This is a genomic window from Roseibium sp. RP-7 (assembly GCF_053005225.1).
The window spans coordinates 296,541-315,722 of record NZ_JBRKQA010000002.1 but is presented as its reverse complement, the minus strand read 5'-3'; the positions used below and the strand labels follow the sequence as shown (position 1 = coordinate 315,722).

General features: G+C 59.3%; 19 protein-coding genes and 1 riboswitch. Of the genes, 6 read left to right on the top strand and 13 right to left on the bottom strand.

Translation table 11 applies throughout. The features are described 5' to 3' along the window. Positions 1-83: 83 nt before the first annotated feature. The gene (gene alaS, locus ACVDG9_RS16110; protein ID WP_447238454.1) at positions 84-2,741 is read left to right on the top strand and encodes an alanine--tRNA ligase; all 2,658 of its coding nucleotides are present in this window, start codon (positions 84-86) and stop codon (positions 2,739-2,741) included. A 545-nt stretch (positions 2,742-3,286) separates the two neighbouring features. Here the strand turns inward: alaS and ACVDG9_RS16105 are convergent. Continuing rightward, positions 3,287-3,412: a hypothetical protein gene (locus ACVDG9_RS16105; RefSeq protein ID WP_023000808.1), complete on the bottom strand. Its 126-nt coding sequence runs from the start codon at positions 3,410-3,412 to the stop codon at positions 3,287-3,289. 191 nt (positions 3,413-3,603) lie between these two features. Between ACVDG9_RS16105 and ACVDG9_RS16100 the strand changes: the two genes are divergently transcribed. Next, the gene (locus ACVDG9_RS16100) at positions 3,604-4,935 is read left to right on the top strand and encodes a cyclic nucleotide-gated ion channel (protein WP_208993906.1); all 1,332 of its coding nucleotides are present in this window, start codon (positions 3,604-3,606) and stop codon (positions 4,933-4,935) included. Positions 4,936-4,952: 17 nt separating this feature from the next. Here the strand turns inward: ACVDG9_RS16100 and ACVDG9_RS16095 are convergent, their stop codons facing one another. The 6 genes from ACVDG9_RS16095 to ACVDG9_RS16070 form a co-directional block, all read right to left on the bottom strand. Beyond that, complete coding sequence (locus ACVDG9_RS16095) at positions 4,953-5,342, bottom strand: hypothetical protein (protein WP_209017890.1); 390 nt, start codon at positions 5,340-5,342, stop codon at positions 4,953-4,955. A gap of 196 nt (positions 5,343-5,538) precedes the next feature. After that, entirely contained in the window at positions 5,539-6,171 is a 633-nt protein-coding gene (locus ACVDG9_RS16090) for a glutathione S-transferase family protein (protein WP_447238453.1), read from the bottom strand. After that, positions 6,168-6,974 (bottom strand): ABC transporter permease, encoded by an 807-nt coding sequence (locus ACVDG9_RS16085; RefSeq protein ID WP_447238452.1) that lies wholly within the window; start codon positions 6,972-6,974, stop codon positions 6,168-6,170. Before ACVDG9_RS16085 ends, ACVDG9_RS16090 begins: the two co-directional genes overlap by 4 nt. Continuing rightward, on the bottom strand, positions 6,971-7,579 hold the full coding sequence (locus ACVDG9_RS16080; RefSeq protein ID WP_229004270.1) for an ABC transporter ATP-binding protein: 609 nt from the start codon (positions 7,577-7,579) through the stop codon (positions 6,971-6,973). Before ACVDG9_RS16080 ends, ACVDG9_RS16085 begins: the two co-directional genes overlap by 4 nt. Before the next feature lie 142 nt (positions 7,580-7,721). Further along, on the bottom strand, positions 7,722-8,939 hold the full coding sequence (locus ACVDG9_RS16075) for an NADP-dependent isocitrate dehydrogenase (protein WP_023000814.1): 1,218 nt from the start codon (positions 8,937-8,939) through the stop codon (positions 7,722-7,724). A gap of 222 nt (positions 8,940-9,161) precedes the next feature. After that, positions 9,162-9,602, bottom strand: coding sequence for an Rrf2 family transcriptional regulator (locus tag ACVDG9_RS16070; protein ID WP_023000815.1), 441 nt, complete (start codon positions 9,600-9,602; stop codon positions 9,162-9,164). Between the two features lie 131 nt (positions 9,603-9,733). Here ACVDG9_RS16070 and ACVDG9_RS16065 point away from each other — a divergent pair, with 131 nt between their 5' ends. Then, the gene (locus tag ACVDG9_RS16065) at positions 9,734-11,155 is read left to right on the top strand and encodes an MFS transporter (protein ID WP_447238451.1); all 1,422 of its coding nucleotides are present in this window, start codon (positions 9,734-9,736) and stop codon (positions 11,153-11,155) included. 9 nt (positions 11,156-11,164) lie between these two features. Here ACVDG9_RS16065 and ACVDG9_RS16060 read toward each other — a convergent pair whose 3' ends face one another. Next, entirely contained in the window at positions 11,165-11,965 is an 801-nt protein-coding gene (locus ACVDG9_RS16060) for a class I SAM-dependent methyltransferase (protein WP_447238450.1), read from the bottom strand. Between the two features lie 94 nt (positions 11,966-12,059). Beyond that, complete coding sequence (locus ACVDG9_RS16055; protein ID WP_447238449.1) at positions 12,060-12,215, bottom strand: hypothetical protein; 156 nt, start codon at positions 12,213-12,215, stop codon at positions 12,060-12,062. A gap of 491 nt (positions 12,216-12,706) precedes the next feature. On the opposite strand from ACVDG9_RS16055, the gene ACVDG9_RS16050 reads away from it, so the two are divergent. Then, positions 12,707-14,809 carry an EAL domain-containing protein gene (locus ACVDG9_RS16050; protein WP_168684241.1) on the top strand — a complete coding sequence of 701 codons (2,103 nt, stop codon included), beginning with the start codon at positions 12,707-12,709 and terminating at the stop codon, positions 14,807-14,809. 35 nt (positions 14,810-14,844) lie between these two features. On the opposite strand, the gene aroQ is transcribed toward ACVDG9_RS16050, so the two are convergent. Together aroQ and ACVDG9_RS16040 are read right to left on the bottom strand one after the other, a co-directional pair. Next, positions 14,845-15,369, bottom strand: coding sequence for a gamma subclass chorismate mutase AroQ (aroQ, locus tag ACVDG9_RS16045; RefSeq protein WP_062488344.1), 525 nt, complete (start codon positions 15,367-15,369; stop codon positions 14,845-14,847). A gap of 50 nt (positions 15,370-15,419) precedes the next feature. Beyond that, complete coding sequence (locus ACVDG9_RS16040; protein ID WP_023000821.1) at positions 15,420-15,653, bottom strand: hypothetical protein; 234 nt, start codon at positions 15,651-15,653, stop codon at positions 15,420-15,422. A 323-nt stretch (positions 15,654-15,976) separates the two neighbouring features. After that, positions 15,977-16,187, top strand: a riboswitch (cobalamin riboswitch). Between the two features lie 54 nt (positions 16,188-16,241). On the opposite strand from ACVDG9_RS16040, the gene ACVDG9_RS16035 reads away from it, so the two are divergent. Then, positions 16,242-16,919 (top strand): energy-coupling factor ABC transporter permease, encoded by a 678-nt coding sequence (locus ACVDG9_RS16035; protein WP_447238448.1) that lies wholly within the window; start codon positions 16,242-16,244, stop codon positions 16,917-16,919. Between the two features lie 90 nt (positions 16,920-17,009). Here ACVDG9_RS16035 and ACVDG9_RS16030 read toward each other — a convergent pair whose 3' ends face one another. Together ACVDG9_RS16030 and ACVDG9_RS16025 are read right to left on the bottom strand one after the other, a co-directional pair. Further along, entirely contained in the window at positions 17,010-17,495 is a 486-nt protein-coding gene (locus ACVDG9_RS16030; protein WP_075283922.1) for a YHS domain-containing (seleno)protein, read from the bottom strand. Between the two features lie 182 nt (positions 17,496-17,677). Then, the gene (locus tag ACVDG9_RS16025; RefSeq protein WP_023000824.1) at positions 17,678-18,049 is read right to left on the bottom strand and encodes a hypothetical protein; all 372 of its coding nucleotides are present in this window, start codon (positions 18,047-18,049) and stop codon (positions 17,678-17,680) included. A gap of 183 nt (positions 18,050-18,232) precedes the next feature. On the opposite strand from ACVDG9_RS16025, the gene ACVDG9_RS16020 reads away from it, so the two are divergent. Then, the gene (locus ACVDG9_RS16020; protein ID WP_023000825.1) at positions 18,233-19,180 is read left to right on the top strand and encodes an AraC family transcriptional regulator; all 948 of its coding nucleotides are present in this window, start codon (positions 18,233-18,235) and stop codon (positions 19,178-19,180) included. Positions 19,181-19,182: the final 2 nt, after the last annotated feature.

The following is a 19,182-nucleotide window of genomic DNA, read 5'->3' as shown; positions in this document are numbered from 1 at the left end:
CGCGGATCGGCGACCCAGATCCAGCGCCTTCAAGATTTTCAACAGGCCCTCATATGCGGGGCTGTGACCGATGCGAGATCCGAATGACCGGCGTAAATGAAATCCGCTCTGCCTTTCTGGACTATTTCAAGACAAACGGCCACGAAGTGGTCGAGTCCGGGCCGCTGGTGCCGCGTAACGATCCGACCCTGATGTTTGCGAACGCGGGCATGAACCAGTTCAAGAACGTGTTCACCGGTCTGGAAAAGCGCGACTATTCCCGTGCGGTCACGGCACAGAAATGCGTTCGCGCCGGCGGCAAGCACAACGACCTGGACAACGTCGGTTACACCGCACGCCACCACACCTTCTTCGAGATGCTGGGCAACTTCTCCTTTGGTGACTATTTCAAGGACCAGGCGATCGAACTGGCCTGGAACCTCGTCAACAAGGAATTCGGCCTGCCGAAGGACAAGCTGCTGGTAACCGTCTTTGCCGAAGACGATCAGGCGTTCGATCTTTGGAAGAAGATCGCAGGTCTCAGCGAAGACCGGATCATCCGCATCGCGACGTCAGACAATTTCTGGTCCATGGGCGATACCGGCCCGTGCGGCCCCTGTTCTGAAATCTTCTACGACCATGGCGACCACATCTGGGGCGGCCCTCCGGGTTCTGCGGAAGAAGATGGCGACCGGTTCATCGAGATCTGGAATCTCGTCTTCATGCAGTACGAACAGACGCCGGAAAAGCGTCTCGACCTGCCGCGTCCGTCCATCGACACCGGCATGGGCATCGAGCGTATCGCCGCCGTCATGCAGGGCGTTCACAACAACTACGACATCGACCTCTTCAAGGCGCTGATTGCGGCGTCCGTCAACGCCACGGGTGTGGAAGCAGAAGGCGACGCCACCGGCAGCCACCGTGTGATTGCCGACCATCTGCGGTCCACGAGCTTCCTGATTGCCGATGGTGTGCTTCCGTCCAACGAAGGCCGCGGTTATGTATTGCGCCGGATCATGCGCCGCGGCATGCGCCACGCCCATCTTCTTGGGGCGAGCGAACCGCTGATGCACAAGCTGGTTCCGGCGCTGATGCGTGAAATGGGCCGTGCCTATCCGGAGCTGAGCCGCGCTGAAGATCTGATCACCGAAACGCTGAAGCTGGAAGAAACGCGTTTCCGCAAGACGCTGGAGCGTGGCCTCGGCCTGCTCGACGCTGCAACCGAAGGCCTTGAGGCTGGGGGGCGTCTGGATGGGGAAACCGCGTTCAAGCTTTATGATACCTACGGCTTCCCGCTGGATCTGACCCAGGACGCGCTCAGAACGCGCGACATTTCCGTTGATACGGATGGCTTCGATGCTGCAATGGAGCGCCAGAAAGCGGAAGCCCGTGCGGCCTGGTCCGGGTCAGGCAGCGCCGCGACGGAAGCAGTCTGGTTCGCACTGAAGGAAAAACACGGTGCCACGGACTTCCTCGGCTATGAGACCGAGACGGCCGAAGGCGTCGTTGCCGGTCTTGCTGCTGACGATAAGGAAGTTGCCAAACTGTCCGCAGGTGAAAGCGGTTTCGTGGTTCTCAACCAGACGCCGTTTTACGGCGAAAGCGGCGGCCAAGTGGGCGACACCGGCTGGATGCTGGCCAATGGCGTCAAGGTTGCCGTGACCAATACGCAGAAGAAGGCCGAAGGGCTCTTCGTTCATTCGGTCACCGTGGAAGAAGGCGAGCTGGTTCCGGGCCTTGCCCTGGAACTGAAGGTCGACCATTCCCGCCGCAAGTCGATCCGTTCCAACCACTCGGCGACGCACCTTGTGCATGAGGCCTTGCGCGAGGTCCTTGGCAATCACGTCGCTCAGAAGGGCTCGCTGGTAACGCCGGAGCGCCTGCGGTTCGACTTCTCGCATCCCAAGCCGGTGAGCGATGAGGAACTGGCAACGGTCGAGAGCTTTGCCAACGAGATCGTGCTGCAGAACGCGCCCGTCGATACCCGCCTGATGGCGGTCGACGACGCAATTGAAGCTGGCGCCATGGCTCTGTTCGGCGAAAAATATGGTGATGAGGTTCGCGTCGTTTCCATGGGGACCGCTCTCCATGGCCCCAAGCAGGGCAAGCCTTATTCGCTTGAACTGTGCGGCGGTACACATGTGAAGCGTACCGGCGATATCGGTCTGGTGACACTGGTTTCCGAAGGTGCGGTTGCTGCCGGTGTTCGCCGGATCGAGGCGCTGACCGGCGCAGAAGCCCGTGAATATCTGGATGCCCAGGACAAGCGCATGCGCGAACTGGCCAGCCTGCTGAAGATCAGCGCCGATGATGTTCCGGCTCGCGTGGCGCAGCTGGTTGAAGATCGCAAGAAGCTGGAGCGCGAACTGGCGGATGCCAAGAAGAAGCTTGCCATGGGCGGTGGCGCGGAAGGCGGCACGCCGGTTAAGGACGCCGGCGCGTTCAAGCTGATGGCGCGCATCGTCGAGGGGATCAACCCGAAGGATCTGAAAGGCATGGCCGACGAGGCCAAAACCCAGCTCGGGTCCGGCGTGGTCGTTCTGATCAGCGTTGCCGAAGACGACAAGGCTGCCATCGTGACTGCCGTCACGCAGGACCTGACCGACAAGGTCAGCGCCGTGGATCTGGTGCGGATCGGTTCGGAAGCGCTCGGCGGCCGCGGTGGTGGCGGTCGGCCTGATATGGCGCAGGCCGGTGGACCGGATGGGTCCAAGGCCGACGCAGCCGTTGCCGCAATCGAGGCGCACCTCTCGGGGCTCTGACGGTCCTTCCGGCAATCAAAATTGAAAAGGGCGGTCCCATCAGGGCCGCCCTTGTTCGTTTAAGGCGCTCGGTCATTTCCCCGGCGAAATTACGCGAACCCCTCCTTGGTCATCCCGGAAGCAGTGAAGCGAAGATCCGGGATCGGGGAGCCCGATTGCTCTCGGCATGGCCTCTTGAGGTCCTGCAAGGCTTATCGCTCCCCGGTCCCGGCTCGCGCTTCGCTTGGCCGGGATGACGACGGAGGGGATATTGGTTGTTTTGTAGGGAAGGCGGCCCTACTGGCGCTTTTCCCGCTCGCCTGAAGGCATCAGGTCTCTTCCTCGCTACCGAGTTCAATCAACCCCCCCTTTGGTCATCCCGGACGCAGTGAAGCGAAGATCCGGGATCGGGGAGCCCTATTGCTCTCGGCATGGCCTCTTGAGGTCCTGCAAGGCTTGTCGCTCCACGGTCCCGGCTCGCGCTTTGCTTGGCCGGGATGACGATGGAAGGGGGCGTCGGTTGAGGTGGCCTGGTCAGGTCTACCTCCGGCGGCCTGCCGGTTGGTTCAGTTCAGCAAAGCAGTCACTGCCAGGGCGGCTGCTGCGAAGAACGTCGAGACCAGCAACATTTTCAGCACGATGTGGTGAGGCGTGGTTTCTGCGGCGCGAACCTTGTCGGTGTCTATGGTCATGGTGTTCTCCTTCAGTTCGGTTGGCTATCCATGGAGATGGGGCCTGCGACAAAATTGCCCAATCACGTTCCGCTCACCCCTATGCACAGCTTCGTGCGGCATGGTGAGGGCTGTCCGCGTGGAGAGCTTTGTCGTAGCCTGTCTTTCGGCTATTCATGAAAACGCGAGCAAAATCAGAAACGGGGGGCTCGGTGTCCGGCCACGAATTCAAACGGGCGCTCTATGAGGTGCTTGAGGACACGGGCAAACGCCGCATCGGCGCGCGCGTGCTGCGGAACTTCCTGATCGTCCTCATTCTGATCAACATCGCGCTTGCGGTGCTGGAAACCGTGCCGGAAATCCGCGACATCCTGAGCACGCACCTGCGTCTGATCCAGTTGGGCAGCGGACTTGTCTTTCTGGCCGAATACGTCATGCGTCTTTACGTGGCCGATCTCCATCCGCCACTGCGCCGTTACGGGCCGGTGTTTTCCAGGCTGCGCTATGCGATGCAGCCGGACGCGATCATCGATCTGATCGGGGCCTTGCCGCTGTTGTTCGTGGTGTTCCTGCCCAATCAGGCCGTCACGATGGTCGTCATCCTGAGGCTGCTGCGCTTCCTGAAGCTGGCCCGGTATTCACCCGCGTTGCGTTCGTTGATTTCCGCTGTCGGCAACGAGCGCAGGGCGCTGCTCGGATCGAGCATGATCATCTGCGGGGTCATCCTGATGGCTGCCACCTTGATGTATCTGATCGAGCATGACGACCAGCCGGAAAAGTTCCGCAGCATTCTGCACGGCATCTATTGGGCGATTACCACTGTGACGACCGTCGGCTATGGCGATGTCGTGCCAGTCACCAATCTCGGCAAGACGGTTGGGGGTATCGTCATGCTGATGGGCTATGGGCTGATAGCCTTGCCGGTCGGCATCATTGCTTCGGCCTTTGCCCGGGAAATCCATAGCCGGGATTTTGTCGTCACCTGGTCGATGGTGGCGCGCGTACCCCTGTTCGAAGACCTGAAAGCGACGGAGATTGCCGAAGTTGCGAAGCTGCTGCAGTCGCTTCGCGTGCGCAAGGGCGGCACGATTGCCGAGCAGGGCGATGTTGCGGACAAGATGTATTTCATCGCCGACGGAGAAGTCGAAATCCGGCTGCAGCACGACACGGTCTATCTGGGAGAAGGCAGTTTCTTTGGCGAATTGGCACTGATCAATCAGACACCCAGAACCGCGAAAGTGGTCGCTTACAAGGATTGCCAGCTTCTGGTGCTGGAGGCGGAAGCCCTCAAACACCTGATGGACAGGGATGAAGGGCTGGCCAAGAAGATCATGGATGAAGCGCGCGACCGTGTGGCGGCGGGAAAACGCGTTCTGGGCGAGCTGGCGGAAGAGGAACTTCAGCAGTCGGGCGTGTTTGCATCTTCAGAGAACACCGACCAGGAGCCGGAGCTCTTCCAGGGGGACGATTCCAAGGACGAAGCCGACTCTGAAGATGACATGATGGAGGAAGTTGCCGGAACGCAGAAGGATCCGGCAAAGTAGGCCAGTCAGAAAGGCGCTCAGTAGGGTGTCAGGCCGCGCGGCACCTGGGCGTAGAGCGGATCGCCCTGCCAGAAGACATCTGTCGGGCCGACGACAAAGTCGACCAGGTTCCATCGGTTGAACTGGTAACGCAGCAAGGCGAAGGTGACGAGGCCATCCATATAGTCCGCCTGCGAGGCGAAGGTCGTGCGGGACAGGTCAATGGCGCCACCACCTGGGCGCTGCGGCGAGACCTGGACGAAAGCCCAGCCATGGCCGGAACGCATCCAGTTGACGACGAACTCGACCGGCGGTCCCACCCTCGCCTCCATCATCGGACGCATTGCATCGAGTATGTCCTTGCGCTCGGCAGTGCCGCGGGAGGGCTCGTGGACGGTTTGTGCCGATGCTGCCAAACCGGCACACATCAGCAAAAGGCTGCTCAAGAAAACAATTACAAGCTTTTGAAACCTCATCAAAAAATCCCTTTCTTCATAAAATGATTCAATGTTGCGCCTGCCTGAAGATAAATGGAACAACGGGCGTTGTGGAACGGCAAAAGACTAACATGTTTGCAGTGGATCTGACCTGCGGAAAAGATAAAGGCCTGACGCGTAATCGCGCTCAACCAGACAATCCGGTTTTTCTGAAACTGTCGCGTTCCTTGAACATATGCAGCCATGAGGACAGCTTCGGCGCCGAACGCAGCAGCAGCCGGCCTTCTTCTGACAGCTCGAAGAGAGCAAGCATCGGGACGGCATGGCAGTCGGCGAGGGTGAGCTGATCCCCCATCAGGAACGGACCTTCCGTCACAAGCGCTTCCAGTGTTTCGACGATCGTTCTTGCCCGGCCGAGCGCCGAGGCAATCTTGACTTCATCCGCGGGGGCGCCGCCAGAGGGCTTTGACACCCGTTCGACGAAGATGTCCCAGACGAGGGTCTTGTAGGCGTAATTGTCGAGGATGGAGAGAAGCTGAGCCATGCGCGCCCGCGGTTGCGGAGAGGCTGGCTGAAGCGGAGGGCCGTCGAAGGCTTCATCAATGTAGCGCAGGATGGCCGCTGTTTCGAACAGGGTGAAGTCGCCATGCTTCAGTGTGGGGATCTTGCCGAAAGGCTGCAGCTCAAGATAGCTTTCCGGTGGTCCTCCCGGGGCAAACACATCGATCGGGACAAGTTCGTAAGCAATTCCTTTTTCGATAAGTGCCATTCGGGCCGAGCGCACATACACCGAATAGTCAGCACCATAAAGTTCAATCATCGAGACCCTCCGTTCAAACGGTCGAGACGCAGCCTGTCACGGTTGTCAGTCAGGCGCCACACACTGGCGAAGGTAGCGCCAAGGACGCCGAGGCCGGTAGCGCCGCCAAGCAGAAACATGATCATGAGCTGGTATTTGACTGCTTCACGCGGATCGACCCCGGACAGGATCTGCCCTGTCATCATTCCGGGCAATGACACGACGCCTGTTGCCGCCATGGCGTTGATGATCGGCGTGAATCCTGACCGCAGTGCCTGACGGGAGAAGGGGCGTGTCGCTTCCCAGCGGGTGCGCCCCAGCAGCAACTGGGCTTCCACATCGCGTCGCCCGCGGGCAAGCGACGTGTGAAGTGTATCAAGGCCGAGGCTGACCCCGGTCATGGTGTTGCCGAGCACCATGCCGAATAGCGGCAGCGCATATTGCGGCATCCAGACCGGGTCGGGGCGGATGAGCCCTGCCAGGGCGTAGATCGTGACGAGGGTGCCTGCGACCAGCATGACGGCGACGCCCAGCCCCGGGCCCCAGAGGCCAGCCAGGCGACGGTCCTGCCGCGCCCAGATTTCGCGCCCTGCAAAAGCCAGCATCACGGCAGAAGCCAGCAGTGTCCACAACAGGGATCCGGCAAAGAAGATTGCCTTGAGGACAAGCCCAACCAGGATCAGCTGCACGCTCATTCTCAAGGCCGAGATGATGAGCGTGCGGGTGAGGCCGAGATCAAGCACGATCGAAAAAGCCGCGTTCAATAGCAGGAACACCGAGGCAGCCACGAGGTCCCAATAGGTGAGGGCGAGATAACCGGTCACGCGGGCGCCCCCTGGCCAGCACCTACCGTCAGCTGGCCTTTGTCCATGACAAGCCGTCGTGCCCCGAGCCGTTCGGGCTGGCCGGGGTCGTGTGTGACGATCAGAAGGGCGCGATTGGCAGCAAGCTGGTGTTTCAGGAGAGTTTCGACCAGGTCAACGGAGGGCGGGTCCAACGCGGAGGTGGGTTCATCCAGGAGAAGAACCTGCGGTGCTGTCTGGAGAGCGCGCACAAGGGCAAGGCGTTGGCGCTCACCGGTGGAAAGCCGGGAGACCTCCCAGGCAAGCGCATCGGCAAGACCAACCTGGTGCAGCAGGTTGGGAAGGTCGGAAGTTTCGGCGAAATGATCCTGAACACGGTCCGCCCACCAGCCGCTTTCGGCAGGCACGTAAGCCACCTTTCGGCGCCATTCAGGAGCCGGTATGGATTCGCGCTCCGTGCCATCCAGGGCAACATGGCCAGCGCTTTCATCGAGATCGGCAATTGCTCTGAGAAACAGGGATTTGCCAGCGCCGGAGGGTCCTGAAATCGCAACGGCTTCACCTGCCTGCAAGGCAAGGTTCAGGGGGCCGATCAGAGGCGTCTTCAATTCGCGGATCGTCAACACCGTGCTCTCCTCTGGCTGCCGGCCAGGTGAGCCTAGCGCGGGCCGGGAAGAGGGACAATCGGCAGGTTGTTGTTGGGCCGAAAAGCAAAACACCGCGGACAATGTCCGCGGTGTTGCTCCTTCGGCCTTCACAGGCAATGCCTTAGTGTGCGGCCATGGCCTTGGCCAGGTTCTCGTCGATCTTGTCCAGGAAGCCGGTGGTGGTGAGCCAGGCCTGATCCGGGCCGACGAGCAGGGCAAGGTCCTTCGTCATGTGGCCGGCTTCCACCGTGTCGATGCAGACCTTTTCCAGCGTCTGGGCGAAACGGGCAAGCTCCTGATTGTTGTCGAGCTTGGCCCTGTGCGCGAGCCCGCGGGTCCAGGCGAAGATCGAGGCGATGGAGTTGGTCGACGTGCTCTCGCCCTTCTGGTGCTGGCGATAGTGGCGTGTGACCGTGCCGTGGGCGGCTTCCGCTTCCACGGTCTTGCCGTCCGGTGTCATCAGGACGGACGTCATCAGGCCGAGCGAGCCGAACCCCTGGGCAACCGTGTCGGACTGGACGTCACCGTCGTAGTTCTTGCAGGCCCAGACGTACCCGCCGGACCATTTCAGAGCGGAGGCGACCATGTCGTCGATCAGCCGGTGTTCGTACCAGATGCCGGCTTCGGCGTACTGGTCCTTGAATTCGGCTTCGTAGATTTCCTGGAACAGGTCCTTGAAGCGGCCGTCATAGGCTTTCAGGATCGTGTTCTTGGTGGAGAGGTAGCAGGGCACCTTCCTGTTGAGCGCGTAGTTCAGCGAAGCGCGGGCAAAATCGCGGATCGAGTCGTCGAGATTGTACATCGCCATCGCAACGCCGGCGGACGGCGCGTCATAGACTTCGTGTTCGATCACCTGGCCGTCTTCGCCGGTGAAGGTGATGGTCAGCTTGCCCTTGCCGGGGAAGCGGAAGTCGGTGGCGCGATACTGGTCGCCAAAGGCATGGCGGCCGACGATGATCGGCTGGGTCCAACCCGGCACGAGGCGCGGCACGTTCTGCATGATGATCGGCTCACGGAAGATGACACCGCCAAGGATGTTGCGGATCGTGCCGTTGGGCGAACGGTACATGCGCTTCAGGCCGAATTCCTCAACCCGCGCTTCATCCGGTGTGATCGTGGCGCATTTGACGCCGACGCCATGTTCCTTGATGGCGTTGGCCGCATCGACCGTGATCTGGTCGTCGGTCTCGTCGCGTTTCTGGATCGACAGATCGAAGTAGAGCAGGTCGATGTCGAGATAGGGGTGGATCAGCTTGTCCTTGATAAAGGCCCAGATGATCCGGGTCATCTCGTCGCCGTCGAGCTCGACGACCGGATTGTCGACTTTGATCTTTGCCATGGGACGCATTGCCTCGCGGGTCTGGAAAATGGGACGGTGAAACGGAAATCTGAATGGTGCGGTTGTACCTGATTTCTATTGTGTGCGCTTGTATACAATGTTGCGCCGCGAGGCAAGGGGGCTGTTCAGTTTGCCCCGGACCATGCCTCGAAGAAGGTTCTTTAATGGATGTCTTCACAGGTGTTCCGAAGATTGCCCAAGGTTTGCGGCCAAAATTCGGACCTAAGGTTTTTCCTGATGCTCCCGGATTTCCTGCGCATGCGGCCGTACCAGATCGGCCACCGTGACCTGCCCAAGCTTCTCCTGAAATGTTTCGCGTGCCGCCTTCAGAGCGGCTGAAGTTGCCCTGTTGGCGGCCTGTTCCAGAAGGCAGGTGGGGGCGTCGGCGGATTGACCGACGGCAAAAAGCTGTGGTGAGCCGAGGGCGGCATAGACCTCGGCCAGCGAGATGCTGTCCAGGCTCTTGGCCAGCACCCAGCCGCCGCCATGACCCTTGGTGGCCCCGACGAAACCCGCTTCCCGCAGCCCCGCCATGGTGCGCCGGACCAGGGAAGGGTTGGTGTTGAGCATCTTCCCGATCTGGTCGGACGTCACCGGGTCTTCTGTCTGGTCCAGATGCAGGAGCACGTGAAGCACGCGCGGCAATCGGCTGTCGGTTCGCATGGAAATCTCCGTTTGGAAAACCTTATGCCGGATTCGATTACGTGACAATTCAAGACACATGAGATTGACGTGTGTGAATATGTAACTTTATAAGTAACAAAATCGAATTCACGCCTTGCCAGGAGTTCTGAATGTCCCTTTTGTTTGACGATGCGACCAGGGAGAGGCGCAATCGCTGGGCGGCGCTCGCGGCGCTCTACCTTGCCATGTTCATGAATATTCTCGATGTGTCGGTGGTCAATCTGGCGCTGCCGTCCATCCGCCAAGGACTTGGCGCCACGGACACCCAGTTGGAATGGGTGCTGGTTGTCTATGTGCTGGCCTTTGCCGCCGGTTTGCTGCCTTTCGGCCGGTTTGGAGACGTGGTCGGCAGGGGTCGGGTCTTCCGCTGGGGTGTCGCCGGGTTTACCGCCAGTTCCCTGGCATGCGGCTTGGCACCCGATATAGGCACCCTGATTACCGCCCGCGGCCTGCAGGGGCTTTGCGCGGCGATGATGGTGCCGCAGGTACTTGCCATTGTTCACGTGATCTTTCCGGCAGAGGAAAAAGGCAAGGCCATCGGCCTGTTCGGCTCCATCAGCGCACTTGGGGCCGTGGCGGGGCCGCTGGTGGGCGGGGCAATTGTGGCGGCCGATATCTTCGGGCTGGGCTGGCGGCCGATCTTCCTGATCAATCTGCCTGTCGGGTTGATCTCGCTGGCCGGTGCTCTTCGCTTTCTGCCGCACCTTGAAACCGAAAGCCGGGTGACGCCGGATTGGTCCGGAACGTTTCTTTTTGCCCTCGCAGTGCTGGCGCTGGTGTTTCCGCTTGTGGAAGGCAGGCAATTCGGCTGGCCGTTCTGGTGTTTTGCCTTGATGGGGCTAAGCGCAGTTCTGGCTGTCCTGTTCTACCGGTTGCAGGTTCAGAAGGCTCGCCTCGGCCAGGCGCAGCTTCTGCCGGTGCTTCTGACAGGGGACCGCGTGTTTGTTGCGGGTGTCGCGTTTGTCGCGCTGTTCTTTTCCGGTCTTGCAGGCATGTTCTTCATGATGGCGCTCTTCCTGCAGGCAGGCCTTGGACTATCGCCCATGACGGCCGGGCTCATCCTGGCGCCGCATCCGGTTGGTGTCATCCTTGCGTCCGCGGTGACAGGCCGGTTCGGATCCCGCTATCAGGCGGCAAGGATCAGCCTTGCCATGCTGGCGGTCTTCTGCGGTCTGGTGGTGGTGCGCCTGCTTGTTTCCGATGGACTATCGGCAAGCCTGCTGGCGCTGCCATTCCTGATTGTCGGACTTGGTACCGGAACGATGATTCCAGCATTGTTCCAGCTCGTGTTGTCGCGGGTTTCCGGACCGGATGCCGGAGCGGGGTCCGGAGTTCTCCAGGCCTTCCAGCAGATCGGCATGGCGCTTGGTATCGCGGTGCAGGGCCAGATCTTCTTCCAGGTTCTGGCGGCAGGTCGTAGTGAGGCTCTGTACCGGGATGCTGCGGCTGCAGCGTTGCTTTATCCGGCGAGTTCGTGTTTCGCGCTTGCTGTGCTTGCCGTTGGTCTTGCCTGTAAATTCCGCTCTGGATGAACTGCGTGTTCACGTCTGCTGGTAGCGGACGGCAAAGGCGCGTGCGGGCAAGCGGATTTCTCCGCCGGTATCGAGTTGACCCTGGAGCTTTGCTTTCAGCTCATCCCGTTTTTCCCGTGGCAGGTTCATGCAATAGCCGGGCGCAGGCCCGGCCCCGAGCGTGAACGGATGCCAGAATTCCTCAAACCCCGGAAACACGGTGTCGACTTCAAGGGTGTGAACACTGGCACCCGGCAACCGGGCTTCAGTGCAAAGTTGGCGGAGCCCGTCCGGAGTGCAAAAGGGAAATCGAAGCGCCTCATCAAGGTCTTCGGCTGCGGGGTCGATTGAAGCGGCTGCTTTCCAGAAGGCGTCAATGAAGCCCATGCCACCTCCCGGGTAGTCCCAGACATAGAAGGATATTGTTCCGCCAGGGCGGGTAATGCGACGCAACTCGGCAAGTGCCTGCAGCTTGTCCGGAACGAAGTTGAGCGCGAGCGCGGACGTTGATACGTCAATGGAGTTGTCGGGAAGCGGCAGGTCCTGTGCAGACCCGACTTCAAAGCGGGCTCTCTCGTCGGTGATCGCTTCCCGCGCATGCATCACGAAGCCTTCCGAAAGATCGAGACCGACAACCGATTTTGGCTTGGCCATATCGAGTATGGTTTCGGTCAAGGCTCCGGTGCCGCACCCTATGTCCGCCCAGTCTGCATCAGCAGGCGCGTTGAGCCAGGACACGAACTCTCTTGCGATCAATCGGCTCCATCTGCCCATGTAGTGATCGTAACTGCGACCTGCACTCCAGGAATCGTGTTTCGCATTGCCGGACATGTCCTTGGCCTCCCGCCCAGGATTGATATTCCAGATACGAAAATAGTGCCTTTGAACGTGAATTTGGACAACGGCAATCTATTTAGCGCCGGACCTAAACCGCGAGAAAACTGCTGAGATGGGGCAGGACATTCGAGAGCTGCAGGTCAGATCCTAACCGGCGGGCGAACCGGCGCACGTCGATCAGGCGATTGAAGGCCGCACCAGGTTCACCGCGCGGCAACTGGGCTTCTGCAATCCAGGTGTCCACGTAGGGCCGCGCCTGCACTGCGCCCGTGCCAATATGCCGAATCCGGTCCCGGTAAAGTAAAAACTATTTTTAGTTGCCCTTGCTCGACAACAAACCACGAAAATTGCCTACGAACCGACAACGTCAAGAACAACATGTTCAGGCGCTGCTCAGACGCGCGTCGATTTGGGGTTTTGGTTGAAAATCGCACCTTTCGGTACAGAAATCGGGCCAAGTTGAGAGTGTGATCGATTCAAATCTTCCGTAGATGCCGGTCCGGCTTGGTAATTCTACGCGGACAGGGTTTCTCGTGAATTCAGTAGTGCCTAGGAAAATTTGACGAGCAATTTGGCCGGTGTGAAAGAAATAGATGCTCGTAGGTTCAATAGTTCCAGAATAGGGCCGTGTTTCCTCTTTCAGGTTCAGAATTTGTTGAGGCGGCTGCCGAAACACTGCTGGTATCGGGTCGCAGTTCGACCCGGGCAACGCAATGGACCGAAGGGGCTTGTTTCGTGCTCGAAACCGTTCGATCAAGAGGAAACGCGCTGTTCAAGCGCGTCTTTGTGCGGGCAACGCTTTATGGTGTGTTCGGATTGCTGGCTTTTTCGCTGGTTCTGATCGGCATCGATTATCTGACCCAGACGGACAAGATCGAGGAACGCCTTGCTCGGACTGCTCACGACAAGGCGCTGTTTGTCACCAATATTGCGGCGCGCGAAATCGCCAACAAGAACTATGGTGAAGTCGAGCGGCTTTTGAATGCGATTGCGGGTGACAAATACATTATCGCAGCCAAGGCCTATAGCCGCTTCGGTCAGGAGTTCGCCAGCGATTTTACCTCCGCAGAACCCTCGAGCGCCGTGCAGTTCAACGAAGGCGCCCTGAATGTCGCGCAGTCGGGCAAGGCTCAGTATTCGGAAACCGCCGACATGATCGAATACATCCTGCCGGTTTCCCGCAGTGGGGAAGTGGTGGGGTCCGTGCTGGTGCGCATTTCGAAGCACGAGCTTGCGGGCGTTCTGAGGGAAAAGATTGTTCAGGTGGTGTTGATCCTGGCGGTTCTTCTTCTTGCCTTCGTTCCGGTGATTGCTGCGCTGATGTACCGGGCAACGGCAGGTGTCAGCCGCGTGACGCAGGCAGCCAATGAGGCCGCTGCCGGTTACCTCGACTGCAATCTGGAAACTGATGCACCAGGCGAGGTGGGTGACCTGCAAACCGCGTTCCGCGGAATGATGGTCAAGCTGCGCGAGAATATTCTGCGGATCGAGGAACTCGCCTACACCGATCGCATTACCGGTTTGCCCAACAGGGCCAAGCTGGACAATGTCGCGATGACGCTGATCGATCTGCGACCCAAGGAAACGGGCAGCGTTCTTTACATCGGACTGGACCGCTTCAAACTGATCAACGACATGCACGGACATGCCGTAGGCGACAAGCTGTTGCGGCTGGTCGGCAACCGGTTGGCCGTCCTGGTCGACGAGCTGGCCAAGCCACTGACGTCAAAACCCCCCTGCGTTGCCCGGTTTTCCGGCGACGAATTCGTCGTACTGTTACCCGGCGTCGATGATCTGCAGACGCTTGCCAAGTTGTCCAGAACGATGGTCGAGCGGCTGGGTGGGGCCTACAGAATTGGCCGGCTTTCCCTTTCGCTGACCGTCAGCGCGGGGATCGCGAGATACCCGGAGCACGGTACAACGGCCGAGGAAGTTCTGCGAAACGCCAACATGGCCATGTATGAAGCAAAGGGTGCCGGCAGGGCTCAGTCGATCGCCTACAACGATATCATTCGCGAACGGATGACCGAGCGCGAACAGATCCGGCACAGGCTGCAAAGCGCACTGAGAGACCGCACGCTATCCGTTCACTACCAGCCGAAGGTCGACATTTCGTCCGGCAAGATTGTCGGTTCTGAAGCGCTGCTGCGCTGGAACGATGCCGAACTCGGATCCGTACCGCCCTACAAGTTCATTCCCGTGGCAGAAGAATGCGGTCTGATCGTTCCGATCGGAGAATTCGTGCTGGCATCCGCGCTCTCCGACATGAAATCCCTGCACCGGCAGAATGTCGATGTATCTGTCGCCGTGAACGTTGCGCCCGCGCAGCTGCAGGCGAAGGGATTTACCGGCAGAATGCTCGGGATCATTGGCGAGAGCGGGTTCTCGACGGAGAAGCTGGAACTGGAAGTGACGGAATCGAGTCTTGTCGACTATTCGCAGAACCTTCTGGATCAGATCCTGCCGATCAAGAAAGAAGGGGTCAAATTTGCAATCGACGACTTCGGCACCGGCTATTCCTCGCTGCACAGTCTCGCAAGCATGCCATTCGACACGCTGAAGATCGACCGGTCCTTCATCATGGACATTGCCAATTGCGAGGATCGACGGACCATCGTCGAGCTGATCCTGATGCTGGCGAGGCAGCTCAATCTCAACACAGTTTCCGAAGGGGTCGAGACCCAGTTGCAGATGGATTACATCAATCTGTGGGGTGGGACGCTCGGCCAGGGCTACTTGTGGAGCCCGGCAGTGCCGTTCGGCGAGTTCTCGCGAATGGTCATGAAGCGGGAAGAAGAGGCGAATGCGGCCGAGCCCTGGAGGCAGGCAGCCTCCTGAACTCCGATGAGGGATGTCCTGATGGCTGTATGTGCCTAGTCGTGTACGTCGACCAGACCTTCAAACAGAGCGCTCTTTGATCCGTCGGACAGGCATTCCACGGTCAGCGCCTCCGTGAAGGCCTGCTGGTCAGAGGCTTCGACGGGGCTTTCTGCGAGTAGCGTCAGGATCTCGTTGCCGAGGCGCAACAGCTCCGGACGGACATCCTTGATCAGGTCGGGTACGTTCTGCGGACGAGCTTCACCGCTCTCCCAGCGTTCGATCCAGCAGGTTTGGATGTCCTTGGCCGCATCGATCTGCGCCTGGAAAAACAAGGTGACATTGTCAGCCGACAGGCCGTTTTCGACTGCCTTTTCGCGGGCAGCATCCAGCACCACCTTTTCCCTCGGCAGATCCTCGACAGGTTTGTCGTTATCCGCTTTCCAGGCTGCAACCGACTGCATGAACGACAGACGTTCGTTGATGGCGCCGAACAGCTTGTCAGGTGCCGCCCAGCCAGGAGTGACGGTGGCAGCAAGGAGAGATACCGCAAGAGCGGTCAGGGGAATCGATTTCAACATGGCCGAAGACTTTCACAGGTCACCGCCTGCGGCAAGTCTTTGGTTGTGGTCTACTTCTTTTCAACCGAGCGGCTGATCTCGGTGATCACGCCGAATGCGACGGCGGCCATGATCTTCAATAGTCCGCTGTCGAGCGCCTGTTCGCGTGTCAGATTGCCAAGGAAAAAACCCGGTCTTGGTTCAGTGACTGCACCAAGAGTAACGCCGGCCAGAAGTGCCAGCTGAATGCAGCCAAGGAAAAAGACGACACCAGCGATAAGCGTTCCCAATTTGGTAAAGGGCATTGCAAACTCTCATGATGTGCTTTGTATGCGAGTGAGGTTATCTTTCGTTAGGGTTTCTGCAAGTAAAAATCACAATTACCCTAAATACAGAAAAGTTTAATAAACAACGGTTTTGATTTTCATCTTTGATTGGGTGCTTCAAAGGTCAGATTTTTCAGGTGGCTGACGCAATTTCCTGAAGAAGTGTTTTGAGATCTGAAGCTTGTCGGTGTTGAGAATCAGGCTGATTTCGGCGGGATCTTCAGGCGGCAAAATTTCGGTGCAATGTCGCATTCAGACCGAATATGGCGAAAATTCGCTTGCAGAATATCGCCAATCCTTGCAAATCTAGACGATGCGATGGTTTCGCCCGAACAAGCGTAAGGGCGGATGAAATGGGAACACGGTGAGGCGTACCCAACAGGGACCAATACCGTGGCTGCCCCCGCAACTGTATGCGACGAGCAAAGCCCTTCAAGCCACTGGATCGATCCGGGAAGGCGGGCAGCGCAGAGACTCGCGAGCCAGGAAACCTGCCATCCAGCGGTCCCATCGGGGCCGGTTCACACCATCTGCTCGCGCACGGAGGGTGCGCAAAGGAGAAATGACATGCATATCGAACCGGGCATCGTCGACGGTGCCAAAATCGTACTCAGCTACGGTACCGCGGCTGCTTCCTTCGGCCTTCTGGGCAAAATGGCTCTCGACACGATCCGCAAAAGCGGCGTTCTCAGCCTTGCCGTCCGCTCCGTCATCACGACGGTTGCCGTATTCTGCTTCTTCGAAATCCTGCCGCATTATCCGGTCGGTGTTTCCGAAGTGCACTTTATCCTGGGCTCCACCCTGTTCCTGATGTTCGGCGCTGGTCCGGCAGCAATCGGCCTCGCTGCAGGCCTTCTGCTCCAGGGGACGCTGGTTGCTCCTTTCGACCTGCCGCAGTACGGCATCAACGTCACCACGCTGCTCGTGCCGCTGTGGGCTGTCAGCATGCTGGCAAACCGCATCATTCCGGATAAGACCGCCTATGTTGACGTTTCCTACGTTCAGGCACTGGCTCTTTCCACCACGTTCCAGGCCGGTATCGTTGGCTGGGTTGCTTTCTGGGCATTCTACGGCCAGGGCTTCGGTGCCGAGAACATGGCTTCCGTCGGTTCCTTCGGCTTTGCCTACATGCTGGTGATCCTGGGCGAGCCGCTGGCTGATCTGGCTGTTCTGGCCGCTGCCAAGACACTGGCACCGCTGACCCGGAACCTTGCTTTCGAAAATCGGCTGCACAACGCGGCTTAAGTCTTCGGGCTTTTGCCGAAATCAAGTCACGAAGGGCGGCCTTGGGGCCGCCCTTTTTGTTTGTCGTTCCGACGCCTTGACAACGAACAATCAGAGCTTCGTTGCCTCGGTGGAGCGGATCTTCTTCCAGTTGGCTTCCGCCTTGGTGATCGTACCGGACTGGTCTTTCTGGAACTCGCGGAAGATGGCCTCGTTCAGGAACAGATAAAGCTTGCCGTCCACAACAGCCGCGAACTGCGGATCGCCGTCGAACTTCTTGCCGACTGAAACACCGAAGGTGCAGAAGCCGCCGTTTTGCGGCAAGTACTGATCCGGATGCGCGGTGAAGGCATCCATGGCTTCCTGGGATGCGAAGTAATAGGCAACACCGTCGTGGACGGCCGTATATTGCGCGGTTCCGTCAATCCGGTTGCCCAGGCTGACAAAAGCCACGGGATCGACACCATGAAGACCGAGCGGGCTGCCGGCGGCCGTCAGGCCACTGGAGGTGTTGTATTCGTCCGCGGCCATTGCCGGGGCAGAGAGAGCGGCAAGAGACAGCAGCGTTGCGGCAATGGCGGATTTCATCAAGGACATGTTCTACTCCTGAAAGGGTATGAAGGTTGAAGGCCGGATTTGCTCCGGTGCCTCTACCTTGCGTCCGAAGCTCAGGCGTCTCCATGTTCGCAAGTTCCCGAGGATTTGCAGATCGTCCGGATTGCAGTTCAAAAAAAGACACCGGCGCGAGGGCCGGTGTCATTGTGCGTTGACGGGGGCTGTCAAGCGGCCTGAGCAACCGTTTCCTGCGGTTTGGCAAGGCTGACCACTGTCAGAACGGCAATGGCGTTGACCAGGTAATAGGCGAAGTCGAGTCCGGTGAAGCCGAGTGCGAAGGGAGCTGCCAGGAACACGATGCCGACGGCAAAATCGACCGCCAGATGAACCGAATACGGCAGAATGCGGATGATGCCGGTCTGGTGATCCGTCAGGATCGTCAGGGCCAGGGCTGCAAAGCCTGTCAGGAAGGATAGCCAGAAGGCGATCGGGTTGGATTGGCCGAGATCAAGGAATACGGGCAGGGCAATAAGGCCGATCGCGACGGGATAATCGAGATAGGCGTGCATGGTCTTGGTGACGAAGCGAACAGACATCTTTCAAGTGCTCCAGGTTGGTTTCCTGCGGGCGGATTGCCCACGAGCCCAAAGATGTTGGTCGACTTCGGTTCTATCCATGCATGAAAGTCCCTGAAAATTGACCGATCGTCCGGGAGCCTTGCGCTTTGCGGTGTTGAGGCAAAAATGCGGGAATGAGACTTCAACCGGAACCGGCCTTTCATGAAACATGACGCCCTGACCCAGATCCTGGATGCCTTGAAGCTACGGGGATCCGTCTATTTCCATACCTGCTTTTCGCCGCCCTGGGCTGTGCGGGTGCCGGCTTTCGGCAATGTCGCGCGGTTTCACATGGCCATGCGTGGTGGCTGCTGGCTCGCGGTAGACGGTGTTGACAAGCCGATCCGCCTTGCGACCGGTGACCTGGCCGTCATTCCGCACGGGGCCGCTCATATCCTGAGCGATGAACCGGGCCGTCCCGCCGCCGAAGTGGACGAGGTCGTGCGGCAATCCGGTTATACGGGGGAAGGTGCGCTCTATTACGGCGGTCCGGACGAGGAACTGGCCTGTAAACTGTTCTGTGGCCATTTCGAATTCGAGGAAGGCTCGGTCCATCCGCTGCTCGATGCCTTGCCATCGGTCATTCATCTGCCCAACACACAGACGATGAACGCCTTCTGGCTGGAAGCAGTGATGCGTTTTGTTGCCAGCGAGGTGCGCGCCGGGCAGCCGGGGTCCGAGGCGATCATCCACCGGTTGACGGAGATCATCTTCATCCAGGTGGTGCGAACGTTCGTCGACAGGGAGGGGGACAGGGCCGGATGCCTGGCGGCGGTGCTCAACCCGAAGCTCGGGCGCAGCATGTCCAAGATCCATCTGGCGCCGGAAAAGCCCTGGACGGTGGAGAGCCTTGCCCGGGAAGCCGGCATGTCCCGGACGGTTTTTGCGGACAGGTTTACGAACCTCGTCGGCATGACGCCGCTGGCCTATGTCACCCACTGGCGCATGGAACGGGCACGGCGCGACATTCGGGAGACGGATCTGCCCCTGATCGATATTGCCGAAAACATCGGCTACAGCTCGGAAGCCGCCTTCAACCGGGCCTTCAAGCGTCAATTCAACCAGACGCCCGGACAGGTGCGACGGCAAGGCGCGGCGGTGCCGGCCTGATG